This window comes from Kitasatospora sp. NPDC004669 (genome assembly GCF_040609455.1).
Lineage (GTDB): Bacteria > Actinomycetota > Actinomycetes > Streptomycetales > Streptomycetaceae > Kitasatospora.
In genome coordinates, this window is record NZ_JBEXKB010000005.1 from 199,724 (window position 1) to 214,483 (window position 14,760).

Here is a 14,760-nt window from a genome sequence, read left to right on the forward strand (position 1 = left end):
GCCGAGGTCGACGAGGCGGTAGCCGTACGGGGGGCGACCGCCGAGGAAGCGTCCCTCATGCCGGGCCTTGCGCGCCCATGGAGGAGCGGACGCGGACGCGAATGCGGTTGCGCTCGCCCTTGGACATGCCGCCGAAGACCGACATGATCAGGTCATGGGCCTCGTTGTCCGGATCGATCGGCCCGCCTACCTCGGGTACCCACAACTGCACGCCGTAGTGGGTGAACAGTGGGAAGGTGTTGCCGAACTGGTTGCCGTAGAAAGCTCGTTGCGGCTCGCCGATGACGACGGCGTCGAAGCCGCGGTCGGGGTTGGCGAGGGCGGCCAGCAGGCTGGCGGACTGGGGTCGGCGCTTCCAGGGCAGGGAGCGGCTGTGACCGACGTCGAAGTACTCGGCGGTGATCCGACCGCCGGTGGGTTCGATGAGGTTCCTGGCCCGGGTCAGCTGCCACGCGCGGGAGGCTTCCGGGTCCTGCTGGTCTTCGGTTGACACCCGCCCACAGAAGGCGAACCTGAGTCCGTCCCTCGACCGCTGGCGGACCGGGACTGCTCGGGCAAGGCCGACCTTCCACCGGGGGACGGGAATGCTGTCAGGCAGGCTCTCCATCAACGTGGGTGCTCCTTCGCGGGCCGGCGTTACCGTGACACGGCGCCGCTCGCCAGGGGATTCCTGCTGCGGCGCACGCGTCCATCCGTAACTCGGACGAGGGAGGAGATCCAGCGTGTCGAGAAGCGGGTCCGGCCGGCATCACGAAGGGCGGTGCGTGCTCGGCGGCGTACCGGCGAAGCAGACGGAGAAGTAGCGCGGCAGCCTCGGGTGTGAGCGATGGCCCGCCGGCAGGCAGCAGCACGCTCAGGTTCGGCGGCTTCTCAGAGGGCCGGCAATGTCGCTCGGGTTGAGTCATACATGCACACCTTGGTCTGATCGAGGAGCGGTCGCTGCATGGGCCGGGCCACCAAGAGGCCTCCGGGCCGCCAGACCTCAGCCTGGTCACACGGGGAAGCCAGTTCGGTCCGCCACGCGGGGCGCGACGGGCCGGGCGGCCCGGCCCGTCGTCGACGACGACGTCCAGGATGGTTACGCGGGCTGCCAGTGAGCAGCGTCCGGCCATTCCTCACGGCGCGTCATCTGTGCCTTCCGCTTGCGGAAGACGAGGACGTCCTCGTGGACGATCAGGTGCATCGGGACCCCGGCCGCGCGGGCGGCGCGGATGTTCTTGAGCTGGAAGAAGGAGGGACGGGCTACCAGCTGTCCGTCGCGGATCCCGGCGAGTAGGGCGACGCAGCGCTCGACGGGGGTGAGTCCTGCGGCCTGGCCGGCGGCGATGACGGCGGCGGGCAGGTCGACGAGTTCGCCGTGGTGGCGCCAGGGGCGGGCGGTGACGGCGACGTACGCGCCGTTGGCGAGCAGCGGCAGGCAGCTGGTGAGGACGGTGGTGAACGCCTCCAGGAGGTCGTCGGTGGCGGCGTGGGCGAGGTTGGCGGGGTTGTCGCCGTAGGTGCCGTCGAACTTGGCGATTCCGGGCTGGCCGCTCTCGCGGCTGGAGACGACCTGGCCGTGCAGGGAGGCGCCGTAGGGCGGGGAGGTGAGCAGGAGCTGCACCCGGCCGTACTGGTCGGAGCCGATGAGGGCGTGGGTGCGGCGGGCGTCGCCGGTCTTGACGCGGGCGTGGCCGCTCGCGCCCTGGGCGCGGGCGTGGTTGAGGTTGCCGCGGGCGATGGCGGCCCAGCGGGGTTCGAGTTCGACGCCGAGGGCGTTGCGGCCGAGGTGGACCGCTTCGACGAGGGTGGTGCCGATGCCGCACATCGGGTCGAGAACGAGCTGGCCAGGGGTGGTGTAGGTGGCGACGGCGTGGGAGGCGATGGCCGGGAGCATCTTGGCGGGGTGGGCGGCGGAGGCGGGGCTGTAGCGGCCACGGCGCTGGTTGCGGGCGTCTTTCTGTGCGGTGACCCAGACCGAGGTGGGCAGCTGAGCCAGCGTCACCGCGCCGGGTGCGGCCGACGGGGACCGGGGCGGGGTGACGGCGGGCTTCGTGTCGGGGCTGGTGGTCATGCGGGCACTCCACGTGGGCTTCGGACGGGCGGCGGGCTGGCGGGTTTTCAGGGCTTGGCGAAGACCAGGAGGTCGCTGTGGATCAGGGCGTGGCGGCCCGATCCGGGCCCGGGGTGGCGGCAGGCGCAGCCCGGGCGATGCTGCGTGACGGGTGCCAAGGGCACGAGGCCGGCCTCGTCGGCAGTGGCTTCGACGGCGGCGATGTGCTGCAGGTAGACGAGGCCTGCGGCCCGGGCGTGGGCAACGACGTGGCCGGCGGTCTCCTGGCCGCTGGTCTGCCGCGTGCAGATGACGAGGACGCCGTCCGGCTGGAGTGCGCGCGTGCAGGTCTCGGCGAGCGCGGTGAGCTGTGCGGGGGTGGCGGAGTCGTGGGGTGCGGCGATCGCGAGGCGGGCGCGGCGCTGGTTGCTGTCTGCCCTGCTGGAGGGGTGCCCCGGGGTGCCGCGTCGAAGAACGGCGAGGGACGCCACGGTGGGGGCGGTGCTGTGCAGGGTCTCGTAGGCGAGGTTCGCACTCTGGTGGCTGGGGGCGAGGGCGAGGGCCCTTCGGCCGGCCTGGACGGCGGCGGCGAGGACGGCGGCGTTGCCGACATCGGGGATGAAGACAAGATCGCCGCGGGCCGAGAACGCCTTGATGATCTGCCTGGCGAGGCCGGGCGGGGTCCGCTGGGCGCATGCCGCGCCGGTGGTGGTCTCGCAGGTCGGGCAGCAGCCAGCGGGCGGTTCGGTGAGCCAGACCGACAGCGGCACGGCCTTGTTCGCCTTGTTGTCGGGGATCTTGGCCGGGGAGTTGGTGGCAGCTTCAGGTGCGGGGTGGTTCATGGGTCTCGGCCTGATGGCCGCCGCAGGACGCTGACATCCAGAGAAACGCGGCAGAGGGCAGCTTTCTAACGTCCGCCCGAGCTTTTCGGTGGCCTGGCGCTTCCCGGCATTGAGTCCGTCTGCCTGCCGCGAGGGTCTTGGGAAGAGGCCTGGAGAGATTTCTTTGAGGAATTTCCTGGGGCGTCGCCTCGGGGCTTTCGATGCGGTCACGGACAGCGTTTTCGCAGGTCACTGCAGTAATGGAGGTGAGGTGGAGGCCTGTCCCCTCCGCCTCGCCTCCATGCGGGCCCCGTGCTGGCCCCTCGCCGTCTCTGGACCGTCTGGAGATCTGCTCCGGAGCGGCTCCACGGGCCTTGGCGCACTCGGTCCACTCGGCGATCACCGCCGACGACAACGGATCGAAGGAGCACCAGCATGAACTTCCGTACGATCTCGGACCGGCCGGTCGAGCCGCTGCAGCTCGTGGAGCTGGAGATGCAGCGCCTGGTCGAGCGGCCGGTGCCGCTGGCCTTGTACGTCGGCGACCTGGGCGAGGGCCTGCCGGACAGCTGGCTGGACATGGCGGCGCTGCGGGCGCTGCTGCTGCACCCGTCCGTCGGATTCCAGGCGCGCGGGGCGGTGTGGCTGCGACTGCTGCACCTGACCCGCCCCGACGGTCAGGCCGGTGAGGACTGGCGGGTGGCGACGTGCGGGATGGCCCTGCCGGGGCTGTGGCGGATCGCCGGCCGGATGCGCCGGGAGGTGCCGGAGCTGGCGGTGGAGGTGCAGCAGGTGATGCTGGCCGGGTTCTGGGAGGCGCTCATCTCGCTGCGGGAGCGGGCGCACGCGATGACGGCGCCGGGCACGATCCCGGCTTCCCTGTGCTGGTCTGCGGACCGAGCGGCGCGTACGTTCCGGAACCAGGAGACGGGCCACATCCGCAGGACGGCTGAGCTTGGCGAGCAGGAGACGCAGCAGGCCGCGGCTCCGAACCCGGAGGCCGTGCTGGAGCTGGCAATCGGCCAGGGTGTGCTGTCGCGGGACGCTGCCGAGCTGATCGCCCGCACCCGTCTGGAGGGCATGCCGGTCCGGGTGCTGGCCGAGCAGCGGGGGTGCACGCCGGAGTCGCTGGGGATGAAGCGGCGCCGGGCGGAGGTGAAGCTCGCCGAGGCCATTCGCAGCGGCAGGCTCGACTGCACGGCCACGGTCGATCTGATGATCGAGCGTTAGAAAACGCCATTTGATGGCGTTTTGACCAGGTGAGAAGGGGATGCGGTCTCGCCAATCCACAGGCGGGGCCGGCATCCGTCAGTCCCGAGGACTCCGCCGCAGACGCTGACACCGCTGCTACCCGCCGCCCGACCCGCGAGGGGAGGTGACGGCCTGATGGAGCCCCCGGCCAGGTGCCCGGCCCACCGCATCCCCTCTCTCCGCGGCCCAGCCGATTCGTCTTTCTGCCCGATGTTCGCACCCATGCGGGAGTCCCCGTGTCCGCTCGTCCGCCCCAGTCGCGCCGTCCGCCCGCCTCGCCCTACGCGCTGCCCGCCGTGCTCGCCCTCGCCGCGCTGCTGGTGATCCTGGTCGCCGGATCAGCCTTCGCCGAACCGCCGGCCAAGCCGCCAACGCTCGACCAGGTGCTCGGCAACATCACCACGTGGATCACCGGGATGATCGCGGCGGTCGCCACCACCTTCCTGACCATCGGGGGCCTGCGATATCTGCTGGCCGGAGGCGATCCGGGTGAGGTCCAGAAGGCGAAGACTGCCCTGCAGTCCGCCGGGATCGGCTACATGATCGCCATCCTGGCCCCGGTGATCCTCGACATCCTCAAGGGTCTGGTCGGAGCGACGTGACATCGCTTCAGACACCGGGCTGGCGGTGGTGGCCATGGATCGGGATGTCCGTCGCCACGATCGGGATGCTCACCGTCGTCCTGGTCTTGTCACCGCGGGCGCACGCCGACCCGAGTCCCGCTCCCGGCTCCGGGCCGTCCGCGCCTTCTCCCTCGCCGCCGAAGGCGGACCCGGGGACTTCGGGCCAGGACGCCGGTCTCATGCCTTCTCCCCCGGCCAAGGTACCGCCTCGGCCGATGCCGACACCGGCTCCGTCGCCAGGGCCCTCGCCCACGCCTCCGCCCGAGCACGGCAGCGAGGGCGGGAAATCGGTGTCGTTCTGGGACATCCCCGGCCAGATCCGCCAGGCGATCACGCACTGGCTGGCCGACCTGATCCGGCCGTTCGTCACCCCGCTGCTCAACTCCCTGGTCCGAGCCCTGCTCACCACGCCCAACCCGGCCGAGCAACCACGGGTGCGCGAGCTGTGGGAGACCATGCGACTGATCTCACTCGGCGTGTACGGGCTGTTCGTCCTCGCCGCCGGGATCACCACCATGACCCACGGCAGTGTCCAGCAGCGCTGGGGAGCGCAGGACGTCATCCCACGACTGCTGCTGGGCATCGCTGCCTCAAACCTGTCACTGACGATCTGCTCCACCACCCTCAGCGTGGCGAACGCGGTCGCGGCGGCCGTCTTCGGCGAAGGCATCACAGCCGAGGACGTCGCAGGCACGCTCATCGGGCTGCTCCTCGCCCAGATCTCTTCTCCGACCTCGCCGCTGTACCTGCTGGTGTTCACACTCGCCGTCGCCGTACTCGGCTCGGCGCTGCTGATCACCGCACTGGTGCGCACCGCCGCCACGATTGTGCTGACGGTCGCGGCCCCATTGATGCTCGCCTGCCACGCGCACCCGCTCAGCGACGGCATCGCCCGGCTGTGGTGGCGTGCCTACCTTGGCTGCCTCGGCACCGAGATCGCGCAGGCGATCGTCTTCCTCGTCTGCGTCAAGGCCCTCCTGGACCCGGGCAACTACGGGCTCGTGCCCGTCCCGGACTCCGCCGCGCTGATCAACCTGATGCTGCTGTGCTGCACGCTCTACCTCCTGATCAAGATCCCCAGTTGGATCCGTCGCATCGTCACCACGCCAACGCGAACGGTCACAGGCGGAGGAGGCCTGAGGATCGGGGGCCTGCGTACGGTGCGCAAGATCGCTCTTGGCGCCCTCGGGATGCCCATGGGTCCGTACGCGTTCGGTGCCCAGCTAGCCGGCAAGCTCCGCGCTGCTCGAAGCGCCACCAGGACAGCCACTTCCACGGCCCGCAGTGTCCCCCGCACGGGCCGCTCCCGCGCAGGAGGCCCGGGCGGCGGCCCAGCAGGAGGTCGGCCGCCCGGCGGTCCGACGGGACCCACCGGTCCTCGTCGCCCTGGCGGACCGAGAGGTGGACCTCCCGGGGCAGGACCTGGTGGTCGCACCGCCGGACGTGCCCCGGGCGGGGGCGCTCCCTCGTCGCCAGGATCGGGCTCCGGCCCCTCTGCTTCCAGGCCCTCTACTCCCGGCTCATCGCCGACTGGCGGAGGCAGCGGCGGCTCGGGCTCGGTCCCGCAGCACCAGTGGGGCACCCCGTACAAGACGGCCTCCCGCCCGCCGAACACCGCGCAGTCCGGCACGGCAGGGGCCGCGATCGGGCCGGCTCATGGCCCCCAGGCGCCTGGCAGCGGGACCGGCGGAGCGGGTGGGGGCCGCGCGCCAATGGGATCAGGCGGTCCGCACGGCAAACAGTCCGGCCCTTCACCCAGCACTCCTCCTCCGGCTCCCAGCACCCCGCCATCCACTCACCCGTCCTCGTCGGCGGCCAACCTGCGACCCGCCCGAGCCGATCTCCCGCCGCCGATCCCCCGCCCGGCACCGCTTCGCCCACCGCTCGACGACAACGGCGGCAACAGCCGCCGCCCGGGAAGGAGCTGAACCTCAAGAGTGAGCAAGTACTCCCGCGACGAAGGCGATTGGCCCTCGCTCGTCAAGATCCCTGCCGACGTGGACAGAGAGGACACCGTCCTTGGCCCGCTCACCGCGCGCCAGGCCCTTCAGCTGGCTGCAGTCGCAATCGTGCTGTGGCTCGGCTACCGAGCATTCAGGCACGTGCTGCCGCCCTTCTTCTACCTCGCTGGCGCCCTGCCTATCGCCACAGCTGCAACGCTCACCGTCCTCACGCGACGCGACCATCTTCCGCTGGACCGGTGGCTACTGGCCGCATGGCGCCACCGCCGAACGCCTCGCCGACTCGCCCCTCACTCCGCTCCGGACGCCGCGTCGATGCCTTGGCAGGACCTCGTACTGGGCGAGCAGGCTCCGGCACGCGCCGCCAGGCTCGCTCTGCCGGTCGCTGCAGTCGGCGAGAACGGGGTGCTGGACGTTGCCGGTGCCGGGCGTGTTGCGCTCAGCCGGGCAGGCACCGTCAACTTCGCTCTACGCACGGGCGGCGAGCAGCAGGCGCTCCTGTCCGCGTTCGCCCGCTGGCTGAACGCGCTCACCGGGCCGGTTCAGATCCTGGTCCGTACCCAGCGGCTGGAGACCGGAGCAGCCGTGGCGGCTCTGGAACGTTCTGCCGGGGAACTTCCGCACCCGCTCCTGGAGGTTGCGTGCCTTGAGCACGCTGCTTTCCTCGCGGACCTGGCTGCCGAACAGGATCTGCTGACCCGCCAGGTGCTGCTCGCACACCGTGAGACGGGCCTCGACCGCCCAGCAGCCCTGCGGTCCTTGCGCCGCGCCGAGGAGACCGCCGGCCTGCTGGCCGTAGCGGAGATCCCGGTACGGGTGCTGACCGGGAACGAGGCGTTCGCGCAGCTGGCTGCCGCCACTGCGCCGGACACCCCGCTCCACCCGAACCCCGCACTCCCGGACATGCCCGTCACCTATGCCGAGGAAGGGAGTGCCTGGTGAAGCGCCGATATGACCTCCGCGCCGACGAGCCGACCGGACTCGGCCTGGGACCGGACAGCATCCAGATTGAGCCCCGCGTCCTGGCGGTCGGCGACCTGCTCGCCACCACGCTGATCGTCACCGGCTACCCGGCCGAGGTAGGACCGGGCTGGCTGGAGCCGCTGCTGACCTACCCGGGCCGGCTCGACGTCAGCCTGCACATCGAACCCTTGCCTCCGGCGATCGCGGGCCAGCGGCTGCGCAAGCAGCGTGCTCGGCTGGAGGCCGAGCGCCGGACCAGCTACCAGCGGGGACGCTTGGAGGACCCGGAGACGGAGGCCGCTGCGCAGGATGCCGCCGAGCTCGCCTGGCGCGTTGCGCGGGGCGAAGGCAAGCTCTTCCGCCTCGGCCTCTACCTCACGATCTATGCCACCACGCGGGAGCAGCTCGCGGACGAGTTGTCCGCGGTGCGGGCAATCGCCGAGTCGATGCTGCTGCGCTGCCACACGGCGACCTGGCGAGCACTTGAGGGCTGGACGACCTGCCTGCCGCTCTGCGTGGACCAGCTGGCCACGAAGCGCACATTCGACACGGCTGCCCTCGCGGCGTGTTTCCCCTTCGCCTCACCCGATCTTCCCTCCGGCGGGACCAGCTCGCCTGCGGGGTCGGGGGTCGGACCGGTTCTGTTCGGGCTGAACGCCGCCGCGTCCGGTCTGGTGCTGTGGGACCGGTTCGCGCAGGACAACCACAACTCGGTGACGCTCGCGCGGTCCGGGGCCGGCAAGTCCTATCTCGCCAAGCTCGAAGCACTGCGGCTGCTCTACCAAGGCGTGCAGGTCTTCGTCATCGACCCGGAGGACGAGTACACCCGCCTCGCCGAAGCCGTCGGCGGCACCACAGTCCGCCTCGGTGCCGACGGTGTACGAATCAACCCACTCGACCTCGCCGACGCGGATCCCGGCACGGGTGACGGCCTGACGCGCCGAGCACTGTTCCTGCACAGCTTCCTCGCCGTCCTGCTCGGCGAGGCACTCGACAGCGCAGACAAAGCGCTGATGGACACGGCGATCCTCGCGACGTACCGCCGCGCCGGGATCACCTCGGATCCGCGAACGCACACGCGCCCGGCACCGCTGCTGTCCGACCTCGCCCAGACCCTCGCCGACACGGAGGATCCGGCGGCGAAGCGGCTCGCCGAGCGCCTCGCACCGTACGCGACTGGCAGCCACCGCAGGCTCTTCGACGGCCGCACCACGCACACCGGTCGCAGCCATCTGACCGTGTACTCGCTGCGGGACGTTCCCGAGGAGCTGAAAGCCGCAGCCACCATGCTCACGCTCGACGCCATCTGGCGGGTCGTCACGGATCCAGGCGATCGACGACCGAGGCTGATCATCGTCGACGAGGCCTGGCTGCTGATGCGCGACGAGCACGGCGCCCAGTTCCTCTATCGCATGGCCAAATCCTCGCGCAAGCACTGGGCAGGCCTGTCCGTCATCACCCAGGACACCGCCGATCTGCTGGCCACCGACCTGGGCAAGGCGATCGTGGCGAACGCCGCCACCCAGATCCTGCTCCGCCAAGCACCACAGGCCATCGACGCAGTCGCCGAAGCCTTCCGCCTGTCTGCCGGCGAGGCCGCCTACCTCCTCGCCGCCCTCCAGGGCCAAGCCCTGCTCTGCGCCGGCCCCGGCCAGCGCGCCGCCTTCACCACCACGGCCTCCTCAACCGAGCACAGGCTGATCACCACCAACCCCGCCGAAATCCCCGACCCTCACCAGGCCCGCGGCACTCAGGAACAGCGGTGAGCGGCCAGCAACCGGGCAGCCCACTGGCCCCGTTTCTCATCGATCCGTACAGCTGGTGGCACGACGCCACCGAGGCGGTCTGGTCCACCATCGCTACCAGCTGGCCGTTGCTCGCCGTGACGGCGGCAGCGGCAGCCGTGGCTTGGCAGACGACCAGAGTGCGGGTCCACCGTGCGCGGCAGAGCCGGCTGACCGCCGGGGGCACCGTGCTGGCGATCCTGGTCCCGCCGACCATCGAGCCGACTTCAGCCGACGCGCTGTGGAGCCACCTCGTCGGCCTGCTGCGGCCGTGGTGGCGGAGAGTCGGAAAGGGCCAGCCACACCTCGCCTTCGAATACCGGTTCACCACCGACGGACTGCGCATCCGCCTCTGGGCACCGACCTCAGTGCCGCAGATCCTGCTGCGGCGCGCGGTCGAAGCTACCTGGCCCGGCGCCCACACCAGGCTCGAATACCCCGGTCCCCGCCTCGCCAAGGGCACCCAGTACTCCACCGGCGGCCGGCTGCGACTCGCCCGGCCGGAGGTCCTCCCGCTGAAGACCGACCACGCCGCCGACCCGCTGCGCGCCCTGCTCGGCGCAGGCCTCCGCGCGGAGACCGGCGACGAGATCACCGTCAGCGTTCTCGCCCGGCCCGCCACTGGTGCCCGCATCCGCCGGGCCAAGCGCCGGCTCCAGCGCCTGCGCACCGGTTCCGGACACCCCAGCCGTACGGGACGGCTCTTCGACCTACTCACCCATCAGCCGTCGCGCACCACACCCCGCCCCGGGACCCCGAGCAGAGCGGCGAGCTGCGCACCGCGCTCGCAAAGGCGGCGGGTCCCCAGTGGGAGACCTGCGTCCGCTACTGCGTCACGGTGCCCATCATGGACACCCCGGACGGCGACAAGGCCGCCCAGCGCTCAGCCCTGAACACCGCCCGCACGCGGGCCCGCAGCCGGGCGCATGCTGTGGCGTCGGCGTTCGCGGTGTACTCCGGCCGCAACTGGTACGCCCGTCACCGCCTCCGCCGGCCCGCTGAGACGACGGACGAGCGGCACTTCCCTCTGCGGGGCGACCTCCTGTCCGTCACCGAACTCGCCGCAGTCGCCCACCTGCCCACCGACCCCGCGGCCCCCGGCGTCGAGCGCGCCGGCGCGCACTCCGTGCAGCCCACCACCGCGATCCCCGTGCCCGGCCCGTCGGTCAAGCCGCTCGGCACCGCCGACACCGGCCCCACCCGGCCGGTCGGCCTGTCCGTGGCAGACGGCCGCCACCACGTCCACATCATCGGCGCGACCGGCTCCGGCAAGTCCACCCTGATGGCGAACATGATCCTCGACGACGCACAGGCCGGGCGAGGCGCGCTGGTGATCGACCCGAAGGGCGACCTCGTCCTCGACCTGCTCGACCGCCTGCCGGAGTCGGCGCTCGGCCGCACCGTGCTCATCGACCCCGGTGATCACGGCCTGCCGCCCCGCCTCAACGTCCTGGAGGGAGCGGACGCGGATGTCGTCGTCGACAACCTCGTCGGCATCTTCCGGCGGATCTTCGCCGCCTTCTGGGGCCCGCGCACCGACGACGTCATGCGCGCCGCCTGCCTCACCCTCATGACCAGCAAGACCACCCGAGGCACGGTCACGCTCGCCGACATCCCGCCCCTGCTCACCGACACGGTCTATCGCCGCCGCGTCACCCACGGCATCAACGACAAGGTACTGCGCGGCTTCTGGCATTGGTACGAGCAGTTGTCCGAGCCCTCACGGGCAGCCGCCATCGGACCGCTCATGAACAAGCTCCGTGCGTTCCTGCTCCGCCCGTTCGTCCAGAACACCATTGCCGGAGGGCCCTCCACCTTCGACCTCGACAGCGTGCTCAACGGCGGCATTGCCCTCGTCCGGCTGCCGAAGGGCGTCCTCGGCGAGGAGACCGCCCGCCTCCTCGGCTCCTTCACCGTTGCCAAGACGTGGCAGGCCGCGACCAGCCGCGCCGGCCGTCCCGAGGACACCCGCCGCGACGCCGCTCTCTACATGGACGAGTGCCACAACTTCCTCACTCTGCCCTACCCGCTGGAGGACATGCTCGCCGAGGCCCGCGGCTACCGCCTCGGCTTCGTCCTCGCCCACCAGCATCTCGCCCAGCTCCCGCACGACCTGCGCGAAGGCATCTCCGCCAACGCCCGGTCCAAGGTCGTCTTCAACGCCTCCCCCGAGGACGCCCGGGACCTGGAACGCCACATGCGCCCCAACCTCACCGCCCATGACCTCTCCCACCTCGCTGCCTACCAGGCCGCCGCCCGCCTCGTCGCCCGCTCTGCCGATGCCCCCGCCTTCACCCTCCGCACGACCCCGCTGCCGCCCAGCATCCCTGGTCGCGCCACCGAAGTCCGCCGCTCATCCCGCGCCACGTTCGGCCCCGCCACTCGAAAGTGAGGCCCCATGCCCCGCTCCCTTGTGCCTGACACCCGTCCCCGCACCGCCCGCCGCCAGCCACCGCTTTACGCCCTCGCCTCCCGTCTGACGGCCCGCGACCTGTGGCTGCTGGAGTTGCTGCTGGAGCACTCCGTTCTGACCACCACCCACATCACCGATCTCTCCTACACCTCCCGCCGCTCGGCCAACCGGCGCCTTGCCACCCTCACCGGCCTCGGCCTGCTCACCTCGTTCCGCCCCCAGCTGCCCGTCGGCTCCTCCCCGGCCCACCACACTCTCGGCCCCACTGGCGCTGCCCTTCTCGCCGCCCGCCACGCGACCACCCCGGCCGCGCTCGGATGGCACCCCGACCGCTGCACCCGCACCGCCTTCTCCCCCACGCTCACCCACGACCTCGGGGTCACCACGTTCCTCTCCCGACTCGTCCAGGGCTCCGTCCCCACCGGGTACTTGAGCGCCTGGTGGTCCGAGCGCCGCTGCCGCGAGCAGTGGGGCGACCTCGCCCAGCCCGACGCCTATGCCACCTGGACGGCCCCGGGCGGGGAGATCTCCTTCTTCCTCGAACACGACACCGGCACGGAGCCCCTCACCCGCCTCGCCGCGAAGCTCGACGACTACGCCGAACTCGCCATCGCCACCCGCAGCCGCCCGCTCGTCCTGTTCACGCTCCACAGCCAGCGCCGCGAGGCCAACCTCCACAAACGCCTCGCCGGCCACGCCGCCCTCGACTACCTGGCCGCCGCCACCTTCAGCCGCGACCAGACCACCACCCCGGCCGGACCGGTCTGGCTGCCCGTCAGCGCCATCTCGCGCCGCCTGCACCTCGCCGAGCTGCCCGACGGCTGGCCTGCCGACCGCCGACCCGCTATGTCCGCGCTTGCCGCCACCGGAACCGTCCACGTGACCAATCGTCCGGTCGTCCCGCCACCCCACCCGCTACCACCCGGCCACCCGGCCCGCGCCTGAACGGACGGCACCTATGGAGTCCGCGGCGGCCCGCGCGACCACCGCAGCTGCCGCGGGCTGCCTTGCCGCGTTCATGGTCCTCATCGCCGCCGTTGGGGCCACCCTGTCCGCCGCCACCGGCGGCCTCCTCGATCTCCTCACCGACGACGGACCGCCCAGCAGCAACGCTCTAGCCGACATTCCGCCCGGCATGGCGCCCCTCTACCAGCAAGCCGCGCTCACCTGCTCCGGACTGCCCTGGAGCATCCTCGCCGCCATTGGCAAGATCGAGACCGACCACGGCCGCGCGGCGAACCAGACGTCCACCGCCGGGGCCGTCGGCCCGATGCAGTTCCTCCCCAGCACCTTCGCCCAGTACGCCGAACCCGTCCCGCCCGGAGGTGCCGTCCCGGCCACCCCCTGGGACCCAGTCGACGCCGTACACGCCGCCGCCCGTCTGCTCTGCGCCAACGGCGCGCGCAACGGCAGCGACATCCATGCCGCTGTCTTCGCCTACAACCACGCCGACTGGTACGTCGACAAGGTCCTCGCCCAGGCCCGCGAGTACGCCGGTGCCGACCCGCTCATCCTCGCCGCCCCCAACCGGGCCGCAGCCACCGCCGTCGTCTTCGCCCGCTCAAAGATCGGCACCCCGTACGAATGGGGCGGTACCGGAACCGATGGCCACGGCTACGACTGTTCCGGCCTCACCCAGGCGGCCTACGCCGCCGCCAGCATCCCCATCCCCCGCGTCGCCCAGGACCAGTACAACGCCACCACCAAACTCCCACCCGGAAGCGCCCTACTCCCTGGCGACCTCGTCTTCTACGGCACCTCCACCACGGACATCACCCACGTCGGGCTCTATGTCGGAGGCGACCAGATGGTCGAAGCACCCCGCACAGGCATCCCCGTCCGCGAAGCCATCTATAGGCCGCTTGGCCTCACCTTCGTCGGCGCAACAAGGCCGGCCTGGTGAACACCACGGCGCACACCCGCTTACCGTGCCCGGCCGCAGTCTCCATCTGTGATCGGGCCACAGACGGTGGGCGCCCGTGGTGCGCACCCGGACGAGACCGACCCGCTCAACCTGCGACCGAACTCCCAGGAGTACAGGACTCGTGCCCAGCACCCTCCCGACCACCCCGCCCACCCACGCCGAACTTCGTCGCACCGGCAGAGTGCTCACCACGGGTACCTGGGTGCTCATCGGTGCGGTGTGCACCTTCTCCGCCATGACCGGCGCCCACTTCATCGGTGCGCACACCCCTCGGCCCTGGTCGGGCTGGACGCTTGCGGGTGCCATCGACGCTGCCTTCGTCATGGCTCTCCAGGCCGACGCCACGCTCGCCCGCTTCGGCTCCGACGGAGGCGCCTGGCCCACCGCCTTCCGCTGGCTCACCGGCGCGTTCTCCGTCTTCGTCAACATCGGAGACGCCGCCCTCGCCGGAGACCCGGTCGGCGTCCTGGTCCACCTCATCGCCCCTGTCCTACTCCTGGTGCTCGGGGAAGCCGGCCCTGCCTGGCGCCGTCAACTCGTCAGCCTCAGCCGAACTCCTCCGAGTTTTCCTGACAGTTGCTCAGCCCTGCCTGGCGGACACCCGCACACCTCCGACCTGACCGATTCCGTTACCGATACCGTCGGCCAGCCTGAAATGCACACCAGAAGCCAAGTGCACACCTGCGCCCCGAGCCTCCTTACCGATACCGTTCCTCCGAGCGATGCACAGGAAGCCCGGGCCCGCATTGTCCAAGGCCGCCTCGACGGCCTCAGTCAGCGGGAGACTGCCCGGCGGGCCCACCGCAGCCCCGCATTCGTCCGCAAGGTCTGGACTGCAATGGACAAAGGTTCAGATTCCCCTGGACACCCGAGAAACGCCCAGGGGGTCAGGCACTGATCTGGTGATCGGCATCCGCTGCACACCCTCTGACTGCAACTGTCAGGCCCCGACGCTACTTTACGATCGGGATCGAAGACAGGACTTCAC

Annotated in this window: 13 protein-coding genes; 10 read left to right on the forward strand and 3 right to left on the reverse strand. The window is 71.2% G+C overall.

What is annotated here, in order from left to right; all coding sequences use genetic code 11:
- Positions 1-55 precede the first annotated feature (55 nt).
- The 3 genes from ABZW30_RS06905 to ABZW30_RS06915 form a co-directional block, all read right to left on the reverse strand.
- A complete protein-coding gene (locus ABZW30_RS06905) occupies positions 56-493 on the reverse strand; it encodes a recombinase family protein (RefSeq protein ID WP_355669965.1) in 438 nt (145 codons plus the stop codon).
- 585 nt (positions 494-1,078) lie between these two features.
- Positions 1,079-2,053, reverse strand: coding sequence for a DNA methyltransferase (locus tag ABZW30_RS06910; RefSeq protein ID WP_355669966.1), 975 nt, complete (start codon positions 2,051-2,053; stop codon positions 1,079-1,081).
- A gap of 47 nt (positions 2,054-2,100) precedes the next feature.
- Positions 2,101-2,874, reverse strand: a complete 774-nt coding sequence (locus ABZW30_RS06915) for a hypothetical protein (RefSeq protein ID WP_355669967.1) — start codon at positions 2,872-2,874, stop codon at positions 2,101-2,103.
- 414 nt (positions 2,875-3,288) lie between these two features.
- On the opposite strand from ABZW30_RS06915, the gene ABZW30_RS06920 reads away from it, so the two are divergent.
- From ABZW30_RS06920 to ABZW30_RS06965, 10 genes are all read left to right on the forward strand, one after another.
- Positions 3,289-4,083 carry a hypothetical protein gene (locus ABZW30_RS06920; RefSeq protein ID WP_355669968.1) on the forward strand — a complete coding sequence of 265 codons (795 nt, stop codon included), beginning with the start codon at positions 3,289-3,291 and terminating at the stop codon, positions 4,081-4,083.
- 257 nt (positions 4,084-4,340) lie between these two features.
- The gene (locus tag ABZW30_RS06925) at positions 4,341-4,706 is read left to right on the forward strand and encodes a pilin (RefSeq protein WP_355669969.1); all 366 of its coding nucleotides are present in this window, start codon (positions 4,341-4,343) and stop codon (positions 4,704-4,706) included.
- A 311-nt stretch (positions 4,707-5,017) separates the two neighbouring features.
- Positions 5,018-6,655, forward strand: a complete 1,638-nt coding sequence (locus ABZW30_RS06930) for a hypothetical protein (RefSeq protein ID WP_355669970.1) — start codon at positions 5,018-5,020, stop codon at positions 6,653-6,655.
- A gap of 9 nt (positions 6,656-6,664) precedes the next feature.
- Positions 6,665-7,630 carry a PrgI family protein gene (locus ABZW30_RS06935; protein ID WP_355669971.1) on the forward strand — a complete coding sequence of 322 codons (966 nt, stop codon included), beginning with the start codon at positions 6,665-6,667 and terminating at the stop codon, positions 7,628-7,630.
- Entirely contained in the window at positions 7,627-9,417 is a 1,791-nt protein-coding gene (locus tag ABZW30_RS06940) for a DUF87 domain-containing protein (protein WP_355669972.1), read from the forward strand. The genes ABZW30_RS06935 and ABZW30_RS06940 overlap by 4 nt, the downstream gene beginning before the upstream one ends.
- Entirely contained in the window at positions 9,414-10,328 is a 915-nt protein-coding gene (locus ABZW30_RS06945) for a hypothetical protein (RefSeq protein ID WP_355669973.1), read from the forward strand. The genes ABZW30_RS06940 and ABZW30_RS06945 overlap by 4 nt, the downstream gene beginning before the upstream one ends.
- The gene (locus tag ABZW30_RS06950; RefSeq protein ID WP_355669974.1) at positions 10,283-11,827 is read left to right on the forward strand and encodes a type IV secretion system DNA-binding domain-containing protein; all 1,545 of its coding nucleotides are present in this window, start codon (positions 10,283-10,285) and stop codon (positions 11,825-11,827) included. The genes ABZW30_RS06945 and ABZW30_RS06950 overlap by 46 nt, the downstream gene beginning before the upstream one ends.
- 6 nt (positions 11,828-11,833) lie before the next feature.
- On the forward strand, positions 11,834-12,793 hold the full coding sequence (locus tag ABZW30_RS06955) for a replication-relaxation family protein (RefSeq protein WP_355669975.1): 960 nt from the start codon (positions 11,834-11,836) through the stop codon (positions 12,791-12,793).
- 13 nt (positions 12,794-12,806) lie between these two features.
- Positions 12,807-13,751, forward strand: a complete 945-nt coding sequence (locus ABZW30_RS06960; protein WP_355669976.1) for a bifunctional lytic transglycosylase/C40 family peptidase — start codon at positions 12,807-12,809, stop codon at positions 13,749-13,751.
- Positions 13,752-14,007: 256 nt separating this feature from the next.
- Positions 14,008-14,670, forward strand: a complete 663-nt coding sequence (locus tag ABZW30_RS06965) for a hypothetical protein (protein WP_355669977.1) — start codon at positions 14,008-14,010, stop codon at positions 14,668-14,670.
- The last annotated feature ends 90 nt before the right edge of the window (positions 14,671-14,760 follow it).